Source organism: Roseateles amylovorans (assembly GCF_025398155.2).
Lineage (GTDB): Bacteria > Pseudomonadota > Gammaproteobacteria > Burkholderiales > Burkholderiaceae_C > Roseateles > Roseateles amylovorans.
The window spans coordinates 2,984,101-2,999,820 of the sequence record NZ_CP104562.2 but is presented as its reverse complement, the minus strand read 5'-3'; the positions used below and the strand labels follow the sequence as shown (position 1 = coordinate 2,999,820).

At 65.6% G+C, this 15,720-nt stretch carries 12 protein-coding genes; 6 read left to right on the top strand and 6 right to left on the bottom strand.

From position 1 onward, the window contains the following. Positions 1 to 48: 48 nt before the first annotated feature. The 4 genes from N4261_RS12675 to N4261_RS12660 all read left to right on the top strand — a co-directional run bounded on the left by N4261_RS12675 (position 49) and on the right by N4261_RS12660 (position 6,406). Positions 49 to 1,389 carry a DotU family type VI secretion system protein gene (locus N4261_RS12675; RefSeq protein ID WP_261760495.1) on the top strand — a complete coding sequence of 447 codons (1,341 nt, stop codon included), beginning with the start codon at positions 49 to 51 and terminating at the stop codon, positions 1,387 to 1,389. Continuing rightward, complete coding sequence (tssM, locus tag N4261_RS12670) at positions 1,386 to 4,955, top strand: type VI secretion system membrane subunit TssM (RefSeq protein WP_261760494.1); 3,570 nt, start codon at positions 1,386 to 1,388, stop codon at positions 4,953 to 4,955. Before N4261_RS12675 ends, tssM begins: the two co-directional genes overlap by 4 nt. Before the next feature lie 9 nt (positions 4,956 to 4,964). Next, positions 4,965 to 5,678 carry a type VI secretion system-associated protein TagF gene (gene tagF / locus N4261_RS12665; RefSeq protein WP_261760493.1) on the top strand — a complete coding sequence of 238 codons (714 nt, stop codon included), beginning with the start codon at positions 4,965 to 4,967 and terminating at the stop codon, positions 5,676 to 5,678. Positions 5,679 to 5,926: 248 nt separating this feature from the next. Beyond that, positions 5,927 to 6,406, top strand: coding sequence for a thermonuclease family protein (locus N4261_RS12660; protein WP_261760492.1), 480 nt, complete (start codon positions 5,927 to 5,929; stop codon positions 6,404 to 6,406). A gap of 24 nt (positions 6,407 to 6,430) precedes the next feature. Here the strand turns inward: N4261_RS12660 and N4261_RS12655 are convergent, their stop codons facing one another. From N4261_RS12655 to N4261_RS12635, 5 genes are all read right to left on the bottom strand, one after another. Beyond that, positions 6,431 to 8,677: a hypothetical protein gene (locus tag N4261_RS12655; protein ID WP_261760491.1), complete on the bottom strand. Its 2,247-nt coding sequence runs from the start codon at positions 8,675 to 8,677 to the stop codon at positions 6,431 to 6,433. 427 nt (positions 8,678 to 9,104) lie between these two features. After that, positions 9,105 to 10,913, bottom strand: a complete 1,809-nt coding sequence (locus N4261_RS12650; RefSeq protein WP_261760490.1) for a UvrD-helicase domain-containing protein — start codon at positions 10,911 to 10,913, stop codon at positions 9,105 to 9,107. Beyond that, complete coding sequence (locus tag N4261_RS12645; RefSeq protein ID WP_261760489.1) at positions 10,910 to 12,748, bottom strand: ATP-dependent nuclease; 1,839 nt, start codon at positions 12,746 to 12,748, stop codon at positions 10,910 to 10,912. The genes N4261_RS12650 and N4261_RS12645 overlap by 4 nt, the downstream gene beginning before the upstream one ends. A gap of 225 nt (positions 12,749 to 12,973) precedes the next feature. Next, on the bottom strand, positions 12,974 to 13,174 hold the full coding sequence (locus N4261_RS12640) for a hypothetical protein (RefSeq protein ID WP_261760488.1): 201 nt from the start codon (positions 13,172 to 13,174) through the stop codon (positions 12,974 to 12,976). Between the two features lie 2 nt (positions 13,175 to 13,176). Further along, positions 13,177 to 13,656: a hypothetical protein gene (locus N4261_RS12635; protein WP_261760487.1), complete on the bottom strand. Its 480-nt coding sequence runs from the start codon at positions 13,654 to 13,656 to the stop codon at positions 13,177 to 13,179. A gap of 247 nt (positions 13,657 to 13,903) precedes the next feature. Between N4261_RS12635 and N4261_RS12630 the strand changes: the two genes are divergently transcribed. Both N4261_RS12630 and N4261_RS12625 read left to right on the top strand, forming a co-directional pair. Further along, positions 13,904 to 14,422 carry a GNAT family N-acetyltransferase gene (locus N4261_RS12630; RefSeq protein WP_261760486.1) on the top strand — a complete coding sequence of 173 codons (519 nt, stop codon included), beginning with the start codon at positions 13,904 to 13,906 and terminating at the stop codon, positions 14,420 to 14,422. A gap of 61 nt (positions 14,423 to 14,483) precedes the next feature. Next, positions 14,484 to 14,831: a nuclear transport factor 2 family protein gene (locus N4261_RS12625; protein WP_261760485.1), complete on the top strand. Its 348-nt coding sequence runs from the start codon at positions 14,484 to 14,486 to the stop codon at positions 14,829 to 14,831. A 28-nt stretch (positions 14,832 to 14,859) separates the two neighbouring features. On the opposite strand, the gene N4261_RS12620 is transcribed toward N4261_RS12625, so the two are convergent. Continuing rightward, positions 14,860 to 15,711: a PP2C family protein-serine/threonine phosphatase gene (locus N4261_RS12620; RefSeq protein ID WP_261760484.1), complete on the bottom strand. Its 852-nt coding sequence runs from the start codon at positions 15,709 to 15,711 to the stop codon at positions 14,860 to 14,862. Positions 15,712 to 15,720: the final 9 nt, after the last annotated feature.

The following is a 15,720-nucleotide window of genomic DNA, read 5'->3' as shown; positions in this document are numbered from 1 at the left end:
GCCGGGCTGTTCCTTAGAACGATTCGACAGTAACCCTCGGGAGCCGGCATGGACCCCTCCGCGCTCAATGACCCCTTCGCGGGCTTCGACGACCAGCGCACCTTCATCAAGCCTCGTCCCGGTGGCGCCGGTGGCGCTGGGGCGCCCCGTCCGCAGCCCTCCGGCGACGGACACGGCGACGCCGACGCGGCCGAGGCCGCGCAAGGCCTGAACCCGCTGCTCTCGCTGGCCAACCGCCTGCTGCTGCTGGTGCCGCAACTGCGCGGCACCCGCCGCGTGGACGATCCCGGCGCGCTGCGCAATCAACTGGCCCAAGGCGTGCGCGACTTCGCCACCCAGGCCACCAGCGCCGGCATCCCGCCCGAGCGGATCATGGCCACCCGCTATGTGCTGTGCACCATGATCGACGAGGCCGCCGCCGACACCCCCTGGGGCGGCTCCGGCGTCTGGGCGCGACACAGCCTGCTGTCGATGTTCCACAACGAAACCTGGGGCGGCGAGAAGGTGTTCCAGCTGATGGCCCGCCTGGCCGAAAAGCCGGATGCCAACCGCGATCTGCTGGAGGTGATCTATGCCGCGCTGACGCTCGGCTTCGAAGGTCGCTACCGGGTGATCGACAACGGACGCGCTCAACTGGAAGCGGTGCGCGATCGCCTGGCGCAGATCCTGAAACAGCAGCGCGGCGACTATGCGCCTGCCCTCGCCCAACACTGGCAAGTGGAAGCGCTCCAGCAGCGCCGCCACATCGGCTGGCTGCCGCTGGCCGCCACTGCCGCTGTGACCGCCCTGCTGCTGGCGGCGGTGTATCTGGGCTTCACCCTGTCCCTGGCGGAACGGTCCGATCCGGTGTTCGGCCAGATCCAGTCGCTGCGCCTGACGCCGCCGGTCGTGGCGCCACCGCCACCGGCCGCCAAGCCCCGTCTGGCGCAGTTCCTGCAGTCCGACATCAAGGCCGGCCTGGTCACCGTGCGTGACGAGGTCGACCGCAGCGTGGTGACCCTGCGCGGCGACGGCCTGTTCGCCCCGGCCAGTTCCGCGCTGGCTCCGGAGCGCGAGCCGCTGATGGTGCGCATTGCCGAGGCCTTGTCGCAGGTGCAGGGCACGGTGGTGGTCACCGGCCACAGCGACAACACGCCGATCCGCACGGCGCGCTTCCCGTCCAACTGGCATCTGTCGGAAGAACGGGCGCACACGGTGCGTGAGCTGCTGGTGGCGCATCAAGTGGCGCCGGAGCGGGTGCGATCCGAGGGCCGCGCCGATGGCGAGCCACTCGCGCCCAACGACAGCCCGGCCAACCGCGCCCTGAATCGGCGCGTCGAAATCAGTCTGATGATCATGGGCCGACCCGATGCCACGGTGTCGACATCGGCCAGCGGAGCGGCACGATGAAGCGGATTCTGGGTTGGATCTTCAACCGGTGGGTGCTGCTGGCGGTGATGTTGCTGGCCGTCGCGCTGGTGATCTGGATCGTGGGGCCGCTGGTCGCGATCGGCGAGCGCCGTCCGCTGGAAACCGAGGCCTCGCGCTGGATCACCATCGGCGTGCTGGTGCTGATCGTGGCGGGCCTGGTGGTCTGGAGCCGCTGGCGTGCCAAGCGCGGCAATGCGGCGGTCGTCAACCAGCTGATTCAGGCACCGGCCGGTGACGCGCCCGAGCGCGAAACCCCGGACATGATCGCGGTGCGCGAGCGTTTCCAGCAGGCGATGCTGACGCTGCAGCGGGCCCGCTTCGGCGCGGGCGGCAAGGTCAAGGGCCTGGCCGCGCGCTTTGGCGGCCGCTATCTCTATGAGCTGCCCTGGTACCTGATCATCGGCGCACCGGGCTCCGGCAAGACCACCGCGCTGCGCCACAGCGGCCTGCAATTCCCGCTCGCCGATCAGATGGGCGACCTGGCGATCCGCGGCGTCGGCGGCACCCGTCATTGCGACTGGTGGTTCACCGACCAGGCGGTGCTGATCGACACCGCCGGCCGCTTCACCACCCAGGACAGCGATCCGGGCAACGACAAGGCCACCTGGGGCGGCTTCCTGCAGATGCTGCGGCGCTCGCGTCCGCGTCAGCCGCTCAACGGGGCGCTGGTCACCGTGTCGGTGTCCGACCTGCTGGCGCGCAGCCCGTCCGAACGCGCCCAGCATGCCGCCACCGTGCGCGCCCGGGTGCAGGAGCTGCACAAGGACCTGGACATCCGTTTCCCGATCTACCTGCTGGTGACCAAGGCCGACCTGCTGGCCGGCTTCATGGACTACTTCGCCACGGTGGACAAGGACCAGCGCGCCGCGCCCTGGGGCTTCACCTTCCCGCGTGAGACCAAGGAGCCGCTGGCCGGATTCGGCGGTGAGTTCGATGCCCTGGCCCAGCGGCTGCTGGACGGCCTGATCGACCGACTGCAGGCCGAGCGCGATCCGCAGCGTCGTGCCCGCATCTACGGCTTCCCGGCCCAGTTCGCCAGCCTGCGGCAGGTGCTGGCCGAGTTCCTGGAAGGCGTGTTCGCGCCCTCCCCGTACGAAGCCCAACCGCTGCTGCGCGGCGTCTATTTCGTCAGCGGCACCCAGGAAGGCACGCCGATCGACCGGGTGCTGGGCTCGGTGGCGCGCAGCTATCGGCTGGAGAACGCGGTGCTGGCGCCCAACCAGTCCAGCGGCCGCAGCTATTTCCTGAACCGTCTGCTGAGCGAGGTCGTCTTCGCCGAAGCCGGCCTGGGCGGCACCAACCGCCGCTGGGAACGCCAGCGCAACGGCCTGGCCATTGCCGGCTATGCAGCGGTCGCGGTGGTGGGCCTGGGGCTGATCTCGGCCTGGACGCTGAGCTACTACAACAACCGGCGCTATGTGGCGGATGTGTCGGCCCGGACCGAACAGGTGCGCGAGCTGCTGCAGTCCACGCCCAACCGGGCCACGCCGGACATCCTGCCGATCGCACCGGCGCTGGAAGCCACGCGGGCCTTGGCCAGCGTCGGCGGCGAGACGCCGTGGTCCCTGCGCCTGGGCCTGTTCCAGGGCAAGAAGCTGGACAGCGCGGCCCGTGCGGCCTATCAGCGCATGCTGGCCGATGCGCTGCTGCCGCGGCTGATGCTCCGCCTGGAAGAGCAGTTGCGCCAAGGCGCGCAGACGCCGGAAACGCTGTATGAGGCGCTGAAGGCCTACGTCATGCTGCATGACCCGGCCCACTTCGATGCACAGGCGCTGAAGCAGCATGTGCAGACCGATTGGGAAGTCTCCCGCCGCGAACTCACGCCGGAGCAACGTGCCGCGCTGAGCCAGCATCTGGAGGCCCTGCTGGCCCAAGGCGGTGTGGCTTCGCCGCTGCCGCAGGACGACGCCCTGCTCAAGGCCACCCGCAACCAGTTGGCCACCCTGCCGCTGCCGCAACGGGTCTACAACCGCCTGAAGGCCCAGGGCCTGGGCGGCGACTTCCCTGAGTTCACCATCAGCCGCGCGGCCGGTCACAACGCCGCGCTGGTGTTCACCCGCGCCAGCGGTGCGCCGCTGACCTCGGGCGTGCCCGGTCTCTATTCGCGGGACGGCTATCTGCGCGGCTTCCAGCCCATGGTGGGCCAGGCGGCGGAGCAGCTCGCCTCCGAGCAATCGTGGGTGCTGGGTGTGCCGGATGCGCCGAAGGACGCCGCCGCCCTGGTGCGCGCCAACGGGCCGCTGGTGGACGAGGTCCGTCGCCTGTACCTGACCGACTACGCCTCCACCTGGGAAGGCTTCCTCAACGATGTCCGTCTGTTGCCGATGACCTCGGTGACGCAATCGGTCGAGCGTTCGCGCCTGCTGTCCGCACCGGACAGCCCGCTGCCCCCGCTGCTCAAGGCCGTCTCCCGCGAGACGACGCTGGGCAGCGGCGGCAATGCGATGGAACAGGCTCAGCAACGGGCCGGCGACCTGATCCAGCAATCGCGCGACAAGATCGCCAACGTGTTCGCCGGCAAGCCCGGCACCGCGGATCCGAACGCGGCGAATGCGCAGCGGCTGGAGGCGATCGTCGACGACCGGTTCGTGGGCCTGCGCCAGCTCGTCACCCCGCCCCCTGGGGGCGGCAAGTCCCCGCTGGACGACACGCTCTCGCTGATCGGCGAGGCCAACCTGATGCTCAATGCGGCCGAGACCGCGCTCAAGGGCGGCTCCGCACCGCCGCCGTCGCCGGTGCCCAACCGACTGAAGGCGGAAGCGGCGCGCATGCCGCTGCCGCTGCGCACCATGCTGGATGACCTGTCGAACAGCAGCTCCCGGGTGTCGCAGGGCGCCATGCGCCAGACGCTGGGCCAGGAGGTGCGCTCGCAGGTGGGTGAGTTCTGCCAGCAGGCGGTGGCGGGCCGGTATCCGCTGGATCGCAATTCGTCGCGCGACGCCACGCAGGCGGACTTCGCCACGCTCTTCGGCCCGAACGGGAAGATCGATCAACTGTTCCAGCAAAAGCTCGCGCCGTATGTCGACACCACCACGCGGCCGTGGAAGTTCCGTGCGGTGGAAGGCACGCCGCTGGGCGCCGATGCCGGCACGCTGCCGCAGTTCCAACGCGCGGCGGTGATCAAGGAGACCTTCTTCCCGGGCGGCGGATCGCCGTCGCTGCGGCTGGACTTCAAGCCGGTGGAGATGGACACCACCATCCAGCAGTTCATCCTGGATGTGGACGGCCAGATCGTGCGCTATGCCCATGGGCCGCAGATTCCGATGTCGGTGCAATGGCCGGGTCCGCGCGGCAGTTCGCAGGTGCGGGTGCAGGTCAGCCCGGCCAGTGCGAACGGCTCTTCGGGCATGGTCAACGATGGGCCGTGGGCGCTGTTCCGGCTCTTCGACCGGGTGAAGATGGAAAGCACCAATGCGCCGGAGCGATTCCGGGTGACGTTTGATGTGGATGGTCGGAAGGCCGTCTTCGAGGTCACGGCCAGCAGCGTGCGCAATCCGTTCCGGCTGCCGGAGCTGAACCAGTTCTCCTGCCCCAACAGCCTTTGATCGACCACGATGGCCCTCACCGCCTCTGATTCCGCCCCGGGCCAGGCCGACGCGCCCGGTTGGTACGGCAAGCTGTCCGCCCTGGGTGATTTCGCCCAGCGACGGCTGCCGGCCCACTGGGTGCGCCACTGCGACCCCTGGCTGGCCGGGCTGATGCGGGACATCCCGCTCGCCCTCGGCCCGCAATGGCTGGACATCTACCTCACCGCGCCGGTGCTGCGCTTCGCCTGGGCGCCGGGCGTGGTCGACATGAAGTGGTGGTTCGGCGTGCTGATGCCGAGCTGCGACAACGTGGGCCGGTACTTCCCGCTCGTCATCGCCCAGCCGCGCACCCAGCCGCCGGTGGACCGACAGGGCCTGGAGCACCTGGACCGCTGGACGACCGTGCTGGCCCGCGCGGCGCTGCACACGCTGGACGACGCGGCGACGGTGGAGAGCTTCGAGCAATTGCTGGAATCCGCACCCGCCTGGCCGGCCAGCGGCGCCGGGGCCATCCCGGTGCCGGACGCCGCCAACCGCTGGCAGAGCTTCAACGTGCCGGCGACGGCGCTTTCGACCTCCATCTCCATGCTCGCCGCCGGTGAGCTGCTGGAACGGCTGGCGGGCTGCACTTTGTGGTCCGCGCCGCCAGCGCCCTCCTACCCGGCGCAGATCCAGTGGGGACCGGGTCTGCCTTCGGTGGACCTGTTCGCCACGATGCTCAAGGCTGGCCGAGGCGCCTGACCAAGCCGCTCCGCCGCTGCGGCGCGGGCCGATCGCCCCTGGGCGATAGCCGTCCGGGAGCCTGACTTGTCGCCGCTACAGTCCGCGACGTTCAAGTCAGCCTCTCCCTGGAATTGCTCAACTCATTCTTGTCTTCGGACGACGCTTCAAAGCCATCGGTCCTCTGTTCGCGCCGCCTCCTCCGGTGGGTGAGTTCCGCGCCTTGTGCGCTGGCATCGGTCGTACTCCTGGGCGCTGTCCTGGGGCCGATGGCCAGCGCCGCCGTTGCGGCGACCTTGCGCGGCGAGGTGGTCGGTCTGGCGGATGGCGACACGGTGACCGTGCTGGATGCATCGAAGACGACGCACAAGATCCGCCTTGCCGGCATTGATGCGCCGGAGAAGCGCCAGCCTTTCGGCGAGCGCGCGCGGCAGAACCTGTCGACGCTGGTGTTCCGCAAGCAGGTGACGGTGGAGTGGTCGACCCAGGACCGCTATGGACGCATCGTGGGGAAGGTGCTGGTCAATGGCGAAGATGCCGGGCTCGCGCAGATCCGCAGCGGGCTGGCGTGGCATTACAAGGCCTATCAGCGGCAGCAGGCGGCGCCGGATCGGGTGATCTATGCGGATGCGGAATCGGCGGCGCGGCAGGCGCGGCGCGGGTTGTGGAGCGAGGCGGCGGCTGTGGCGCCGTGGGAGTTCAGGCGGGAGCGGCGTGAGGCGGGAGCCAGGACGGCGAGCGGATCCTGAGACGTCGTCGCCAGCTCGCGTCGATCACTGGCTTGGCGTGGACGTCCCGCTCTGAGGGGCCGATCCATTCCTGAATGAAGTGGCGATCGACGCGTCGAGCTTGATGCGCTTCGGGCCTTCGTCATCGCTCTGATCGTCATCGTCGTCCTCGAACACGTCGTCGTCCTCGTCGTCCAACTTGCGTGTCTTGGATTGCTTGTCGAGGAAGTTACGGATCCCGGCTTGACAGCCGCGCACCTCGCCGCTGTGGACGAAGTTGACGAGGTTGCCGACGCGGCCCTGGGCATACCCTCGGTGCCAGTCCGCATGTCCGACGCCGTGCGCACCCGTGCCCGCTGCGGCGCCGACACTTGCCGCGAGTACGCCGGCCAAGTAGTCGGCATGCCCGACGGCCTGACCGCCAACACCCGCTGTGCCATTGGCCCGGGCAGCCTGCATTCCTGCCACGTAATGGTTGAAGCCCACCGCATGCCCACCCACGCCAGCCGAGCCACTGGCCCTTGCGGTGGCCACTCCGGCCCAGTAGTCCGCATGGCCCGCTGCACCACCCCGCGTTGCCGGCGCGGGATCGCCCCGTCGCGCCGCCGCGACGCCCTCCTGATAGTGGCGGTGGCCTCTCGCATGCCGTGCACTGTCGAGTGCGGGACCGCCCGCCGCCGCAGCTTTCACGCCCTCCTGATAGGCCAAGCCGCCGGCACGCTGGTGGTAGTCCTTGATCCTGATCTTGTTGCTGAAGGTGTCCTGCAGCAGCCCACTTTGCGCATTGAAAACCACGGTGAGCGGATCGTCGCGTGAGATGGGGCCGATGGCATGGTCGTCGCTGGCAGCGACCTTGATGGTGATCTGATTCAGCACCGGCGTATTGACGCCATGCGTCGTCGTCTCGTACCGAGCGAAGAGCTGGCCGGGCTTGGTGTCCGCCCAGTGGCGAATCTGGTTCTCGAAGGGAATCATGGCCGAGTTCGCGATCCAGGTGCCTGTCCCCAGATTCGAGATCAGATTGCGTCCTCCGTTCTGCACGCCGCGGATGTGCAGCCACTCGTAGTCCTGATTCAGCGCCAAGTTGAACCCCAGCACCTTCTTCGCATACGCCGCCATGCCCAGAGCGTTCCACTTATCCATGGCCTGGTCCTGGGTGCCGGCGCGCATGCCCACGCGATCTACTTTGGCCCAGTCCTGCACCGAGCGATCGGTCACCAGCTTGGCGTAGGACTGGTTGATCGCCGCGTCATTGGCGGGGATGGCGGCCAAGTTGGCGAAACTGCGGCCGTTCAACACGTAATTGCCTTCGGTGGCGCTGGTGGTCCTGGCCGTGCGGGTTGCCTTGGACACATAGAAATACTGACCGTCCTTTCCTTCCACCGTCACGGCATTGTCCCCGGCGGTCGTGGACGCCAATGAATAGTGGGGGTCGGTCAGTTCTCTGAACTCAACGCCTTTGAACCGTCCCTTTCCGGACAGGTCCTTCTTGCTGATGTCCAACGATTCTCGAACTGAATTCTTGTCAACGCCGTGCTGGTTGTTCATGGTGACGGTGCCCGAGGCCACCGGCGCGCGCTCCCCAAACCCGGGTTTCTTGAAGGTGAGCCGGCCCCATTTTTCGTTCGTGTGGCCCAGCACGGTCACCAGGACGGATTGGACGTCTCCCGCGCACTCGTCATAGGTGCAGTTGGTTTCCTTGTCTTCTTCCACCCAGACCAGCTTCAGTTTCGAGAGCGCGTCGGTCACCGCCGCGTCCGCCGCGGTATCCCTTCGCTGCTTTCTCCAGGTGTCCATGGCGTCGCGAACTGACCTTTGGTTTGATGCGACGACCGGTAGTTGGGAGCCCGCCAGGATCAAGTCACGGATGTTGCTCAACTGATCGCGGTTGGCGAACAGCAGGTTTTTCCCATTGGGGGACTGCTTGAGGAACGCGAATTCGTGGCCGCTGTCGTCGTCCATGTACGCGCCCTTCCCTTGCCCGCGCACGATGACCCGTTGGGCGACGGATGCGGATGGCGAGCCAGTGTTCCTGGAATGGGATTGGGGCTGCGCAGCGGCTTGTTGCTGCGATGGACGGGTTCTTTGCACGACAGCAGGATCGGCCGCCGCGCCAAACGCCGCATCTATGGCGCGACGCTGCGCCAGCATGCGGGGTGAGGCATCAATCGCTGCTTGCAATGGATTGGATGGAGACGGCGCCAGTGTCTTTTCGCTGGCGATTAAGGCAGCGGCTGGCTGCGGGGTCTTGGTCCGCAAGGTCGCTGCTGACGTGTCCGCAAACGGCTTCATGGGAGAGACGACCTGCCTGGAACTTGTTGAATGGGATTGAGCGATCGATTGGGGCGAATTTGATCAGGCCCTCTTCCCTTTTTAGCGCGCCCGCGTGTGGGTGTCTCTCAGCAGAATGCTGATTCTTGGATTTCGGGGGAAGACGCAGGAATGGCCGGCGACGGAGGCACCGTTCGCCGGCCTCGTTTGAAGACAACCGGAGGCAGAGACAACCTCAAATCCGTTCGCATATGGCGTAGGCCATGCGCAGGGCTCCTATTGGGCCGGGCGGAGCTTCCGGTTCAGGCTGGAAGCTGTCAGCCGTAAGTGACCGCTTTGCGATACCTCCGTGTCAGACTGCAAGTTCAACCCTTGCTCATCAACGAGCGAGTTGCTGGCGGAGCCAACGGGCCGCGGAGATATTGGAGGCTTCTGCTGCGCGATCAAATCAGGCACTGGCCTGCGGCTTCGTTGCCTTCAGTGGCAACGGCAAGAGCACGTCATGCGTCGACTTGGCCGCGGGCGTCGGCGTCGCTGAGAGCCCTACCTCTTTGAATCCTCTTTCCAGCAACTGGGGTCGAAGTTCTTTCAAAGAGTTGTGCGGCACGGCCACCCAGAGCAGGTTACGGGTCCGCGTAGCCGCGACGTAGCCAATGCGGCCCAACTCGGTCGCGACGCCCCCTAGTAGTGCCTGCGCGTGCTCCTTGGTGGTCACGTACAGGACGGCGTCCAGGCTTTCTCCCTTGGCCTTGTGTACGGTGTCGATTCGCAGAGCCGTGGCGCCGCCATCAGCCAGGTCCGCAGCGCTGGTAAGTGGCGTGCTCGGCAACGCCTTCTTGGAAAGCTTATTGCCGAGGTTGGCGACCCGCTTGAGGCCGAATTTCGTATCCAGATTGACCAGCAAGACCTTGATGCGTGCCAGCAGATGGGCGTGCCATTGCGCATCGGCCACTAGGGACGCCGACGGCAGGCCGGTGGCTGGGTCACGTGTGAAGGCCCAGATAACTTTGCGCAGTTCCCGGTCATCCGGCTTGTTTGACGGTTGGGTGATCTGGCTCACAAGGCCGTGGGGTGCGTTATCCAACAGCGCGACCACCGCGACAGCGACGCGTTGGAACGCCTTCAGGAAATCCTTGCGCCGGTCACGCAACACTGCGGCGGCGGCGAACAACCTGACCAGGCCTTGGCCGGCCGGCGCCTCGTCGCCACGAAGCGTTCCGGCCAACTTCTTGGCACGGCACAAGACGGCGGATCGCTTGATGTCTGCGCCGGCGGCTGACATGGCGCCCTGGAATGAAGAGATGAGCTGGGGGTACTGGTCGCCCTTGTAGCCGGTGAAGAAGGCACCATGCGGCGTGGCGGGCGCGCTCCGCTCAGCGACGTCGTCGCGGCCGCAAAGGCAATTGGCCAGGTCCACGATACTGGGGGCAGACCGGAAGTTCCTCTTCAGCGAGTGCTGCAGGACGCCGGCGCGCTGGTGGTATTCGATGAGGAACTTGCCGTCGGCGCCCGCGAACTCGTAGATGCCCTGGTTGGGGTCGCCGATCAACGTCACGCACGAGCCGGCGCCAATCAGCAGCTCAAGAATGGCTTGATGGACAGACCCGATGTCCTGCGCCTCGTCGATCACGATGTGCGGGTAGCGGCGCGACAGTGCCGCCAGCAGTTTCGGCTGCTCCTTCAGTGTCCGGTAAGCCCAGTAGCGCCCGAGGTCGTGGGTGTACGCACCTGTGCGGCCCAACTTCGCGATGAGGTTGCGGGCGACGGATGAGTCGACAATGACGACCTGGTCGTTGAACATGTAGAAGAAGACCTCTTTTCCGTTCAAAAACGCTAGGTTCAGCGCCTTGATCGACTGAGGAAATGACGACGTCGGGAACTTGAAGCCTTCAAGGAAGGCTTCATCGCCAGTCACGAGGAACGCCGCCCGCGGGGACTTCATGGTCCGGTGGCCGTGCGGACGGATGACGTTGGTGGTGATGAAGCCGTCCAGCGTGTCGATGTCGACCCGCGATCGGCCGGCGCCGGACGGCAGACTGCTCGCCAGATCGTCATAGGCCTCGCGGAAGGTGTCGACGGCCACATTGGAAAACGACAGCAGCGCCACGCGGCCACGTGCCTCGCCAAGGTTGTGCCGCATCCGCACAACTCGATGAACGGCAGTCTTGGTCTTGCCGCTACCGGCGCAAGCGATGACGCACAGCGGCACCATCGGCGCATCGACGACGTCCTGCTGTTCAGGTGTGAGGCCGCTCATGGCGCCGGTGCCGCAACTTTGCAAACATGCTTGATGGCAGCCTGGATGTAAGCCGGCACCCTGAAGGGCACCGTCTTGTCTGAAATGACCTGCGCCAGCGACTGGGCGAAGCTGCCTTTCTGGACGTTGCTCTGCTTGCGCTCGAACATGCCGCAGAACAACGCCTTGGCCTGGGCCGCATCACCGACCTCCGCGGCGACCCTGGTTGTCAGGGATTTCGCGATCCTCGGCCGCAGCTCCCCTAATGCCTTGAGCATGGCGGCGCGGTTCTCGGGTTCCAACGCCAAGTCGTACTCGAAGGTCTTGAGGCCATGGAACACCTTGACGTGGTCATCCTCGCAGGTCTTCATCTTGGCGGTGTTGGCCGAGACGATGATGGTGTCTCCAGGCGCGGGATAGACTGGTACGGCGTCCTCGTCCTCTTCGTCTTCAGAGTCGCCAGCTGCGGCTGGTGGCGTTGCTAGCGGAGTGGCCAAAGCGAATGGCGCCGCGGATGCTGGTGCGGAGGGAGTTTTAGGTGCCACAGGGTCGGCATCGGTCAGGACCGCCACCGGGATCTTTAGCGCGTTGTCCCCGAAGAGGGGCAGGAATGAATCGAAGTTCAGTCCCTCGACGCTGATCAGGCTCACGCCATGCTGGCGCAGGTTGCAGTCCATGCGCGTGGCCAGAGCGTCAACCATCATGAGTTCGGCAGCGCCCTCGACGAAAATGACCCGGCGGGCGAAGAAGAGTTCGGCCCGCGTGACGTCAAGGTAGCGTTCCAGCTTCTCGCGCTTGCCTTTGTCGAAAGTAATGCTGCGGGGAAGGAAGGTCTCAACCGCGTTGCCGGTGTCCACGAGGCACACCAGGCTATCCAGGTCGGCAATGCTCGCGAAGTTCTGCGAGTGGCTGGTCACGAAGAGCTGGACGGGCTTCTCGCCGTCGACGGCCTGGATGGACTGCAGGTACTGCAGCAGCACGGCCTGGAGCTGCGGATGCAGATGCGCCTCCGGCTCTTCAACGATCAGTCCCCGGTAACGGGAGTCCGGGTTCTTGGTCAGCTCACTCAGCACAACGGACATATAGATCAGGTTGTTGAAGCCCAACCCGTTCTGCTCGATCTCGAAGGCGTCCACGACCAACGACAACCGGGACTTCAAGCTCTTGAAGTCGCTGGCGCTCAAACCGACTTCCAGCAGCTGCGCGAGCTGCGTGCCCAGCATCATCTTGTGCCGAGTGTCGATGGCGTTCTGTGTGTTGACGATAGGCAGGTGCGTCTTCAGCTCTTTGTCGAGATCCTGCAGCGCTTTGTCGATGCCTTTGACGCCGTCTTCCTCCGCGAGCAGTTGCAGGAGTCGCGCAAGCTGGCTGGTCCTGCCGGGCTTGAGACCTTGCGACGCATCGCGCAGCGGCGGCAAGTACACGCCCCTCAAGTTTTCCATCATGTCCGCGGTCAGGCCGACATCCTCATGCTCGCCGCACCAGCGCTTGGCGCGCAGGCGGCCGCCCTTGTCAGGGTCCGAGTAACGGATCTTGATGTGCGCGTCTAGATTGCCCGCAGGGTCAGGCACGAGGGCGGCCAGGAAGTCAGCTTCATCGTCAGCGTCGAGGCCACTGAACACGTACTCGAAGACAATGTCGCCAAACGGCGTGCCGCTCTTGGGACGATGCACGTCCTCTTCGCCGAGGCGTGGGTAAGGCTCGTCATGACCAGCCAACAGCGCGCGCAAGGCATCGACCACGGCCGTCTTGCCGACGTTGTTGCCGCCGACCAGGACGTTAAGGCCGGCTTGAAATGACAGCTCCGCATGCGCAAGCTTGCGAAAGTTCTTGATGACCAGCTTGGCCAGGTACATTGCTCTCTCCCTGCCTGAAGGATCTCTGCCTTGCAGTGCATCTCATATCGACCGCGGCCTGCGGCCGCCTGGCTCAGTTGCGTTTGACAGGCGCGGGCGCTGGAGTAGGTGCCAGCGTTGGCGCGGGCGCTTGAGCGACGGGGACCTGCTCGGGTCGCATGCTCCCCGCGCCGGTGAAGTTCTTCTGCAGCAGTCCGGTTTGCTGACTGGTCTTGGTTGCCATGGCTACCTTTTCTTGGATTGGCCAACCTTTGTTTTGGTTGGATTGAGGTCTCCCGCACCGTCGAAGCAGGAGGTGGCCTTGTCGGCCGTGACATGCCGGCCGGCTTTCTTGGCCGTAGCCCCGCGTTTCGCCGGCTTCGAGGTCAGGCTCGGCGTCGATCCCGCGCGCCTGGAATCGATTTTGGACGGTACCTTCTTGCTCATGCTTATTTCCCGAACAGGATGAATGCCAGACCAGCGGCAAGAAGGAAGGCGATGCCCAGGAAGAAGCAGATAAGACTGACCAGATGCATGCGCTGGACCAGGCCATTAGCCGCCTGATGGTCTTCTTCGCATATCAACTTCAGCGCCAACTTGCCATTGGCGTGAAAGACCCAGATGCAGGCGGCGGTGGCCAGTCCGAACAAGATGGCGGAAGCGAGAAGCCAGCCGGGGATCCAGGTACGAATCTCCTTATTCGCGCTAAACAGTAATGTCAGCGCCAAGCCAACACCGGCGCTGGCCAGCGTGAAGACCGACTTGGTTTGCTCCAGAGCGGTGGCGAACCAGCCCTGATGCAGCGCCTCGACATAGGCGGTCTGCCTGATGACGAGTTTCTCCTGGCCACTCAGAGCTGGCGGCGGCGGGACGAAAGTTGCGGGCGGCACTGCGGGTCGCCGAAACTTCGGCGTTATCTTTGCTCTCATGGCACGATGTTCAGCGCTCCTCCGTACATCAAATGTTAGCTGACTGACGCGAAGGAGTTGTACATGCTGTTCGAGTCGACGTCTAACGACTCAGCCGAACGCAATCGCTGAACGGCCGCTTTAGGGCACCGAGTTCAGCGCGTCGAAAGACCGTTTCCGCTGCAGAGCAGCCGGTCACCAACCGACGTTAGACCCAGGCTGAAGGCCGCCAGTTCAATGCGTCCGCCAGCAATGCATCAACCCCGCCATGACCGCTCCGATCACCCTGACCCCTATCTCCCCCGCAGATGCCCACCTGCTCGACAACCTCTGGCAGTTCTACGAACTGGAATCATCGGCGTGGTCCCAAGAAGAGATCGATTCAGAAGGCCGTTTCAATTCGCTGTCGGCGTTCCTGGACCGCTTGCGCGATCCGTATGCCGTTGCCGAGGGCTACTTCATCCGCCATGGCGTCCGCGTCGTCGGGTTTGTACTCGTCGGGCTACAGCAGCTACATGGACAGGCGATCAAGGAGCTGGCCGATCTTTACGTGCTACCCAAATATCGCGGCTTGGGTATCGCCAGCCAGGTGATCCACCAGACGATCATGGCCTCAGACAGTCCTTGGCTCATTGGCGTGTTTCGCGCTGACGTCCACGCACAGCGCTTCTGGGAACGCGCCTTTCAAAGGTTGCCCTTCTCTTCGGTGCGAGAGTTGCTTCCACCGGAATATCCGGACCTGCGCGAGTTCGTCGTCAACGAAGGTCCTGCGAAGGCGGACTGCTGAGATCAAGCGCCCCAACACCCCAACCGGCCAGGATCGCCTCCAACCGCTCCCCCACCCCGCCATGCCCACCCCTTTCGACCCCGCCGCCTTCGCCCAACGCCAACTCGACGCCTACAACGCCCGAGACCTGGACCGCTTCGTCGCCGAATACACCGAGGATGTGGAGGTCTACGTCCTGACGAACCCGCAGCCGACGATCGTCGGCCGCGAGGCGCTGAAGCGGCACTACCGGGACAACCGATTCAACCTCCCCGAGCTGCACGCCCAGCTCGTGAACCGCATGGTGTTCGGCAACAAGGTGATCGACCACGAACTGGTCACCGGCGTGCCCGAGGCCCCGGTGCAGGTGGCGGCCATCTACGAGGTCACCGAACAGGGCATCTCGAAGGTCTGGTTCGTTCGCGGATAAGGCGTCTCACGACGCCCCACCTCACGCCTCACAGCGGCATGCGCCGCGTGCTCTCATCGTCATCATCCTCAACCGGCGCGGTCTCCTGAGCCACGGCCGGTCGGGCCACCGTCGGCAGCTCCGAGTCCTTCGGCGCCCCCACGGATTCGCCCACCCACACAGCGATCGCGCTGAAGTTGTCCTGATTCGGCAGGTCGCGCGCCTCGATGGCCAGGCGCATCGCGTCCAGCCACGCCTCGGGATTCGGGGCCAGGCGCAGCGTGTCGGGAATCACCGTTTCGCCGGCCGTGGCCCACCAGCCGTCACTGCACAGCAGGAAGACATCGCCATCCTCCAGCGGCTCCACCCGGCTGGTGTGCGGCTCAAGATCGTCGTCGATGCCCAGCGCCGCCACCAGGTGGTTCTTGTGCGGATGGTCCTCCGCCTGCGCGGGCGTGATCAGGCCGGCATCGATCAGGCGCTGAACGACGCTGTCGTCGTTCGTCACCATGTCGATGCCGCCGCGCCGCAAGCGGTACAGCCGTGAATCGCCGACATGGGTCCAGAGCGCAAAGTTCCGCTGCGCATCCACGCACAGTGCCACCAGCGTGGTGTGCATGCGGTCCCGACCTGCGGCGTCGATGCCACGGCGCACATCGTCATGCGCCGCCAGCACCGCGTCGGTCAGCAGCTCCGGGCGCCAGGGCAAGGTCGCGTCGCCCAGGCTGAGCTGCATGCGGTGGATCGCGCGACGCGCGGCCTCCGCGCCATTGCGGTGGCCGCCCGCGCCGTCGGCGAGCACGGCATACCAGCCCGGGCCGTTCTCATGGGCGACCAGGGCATCTTCATTGGTGGCCCGTTGGCCACGCTCGCTGCAGGCCGCAACGCGGATCTTGAGCATGTTCTTTTG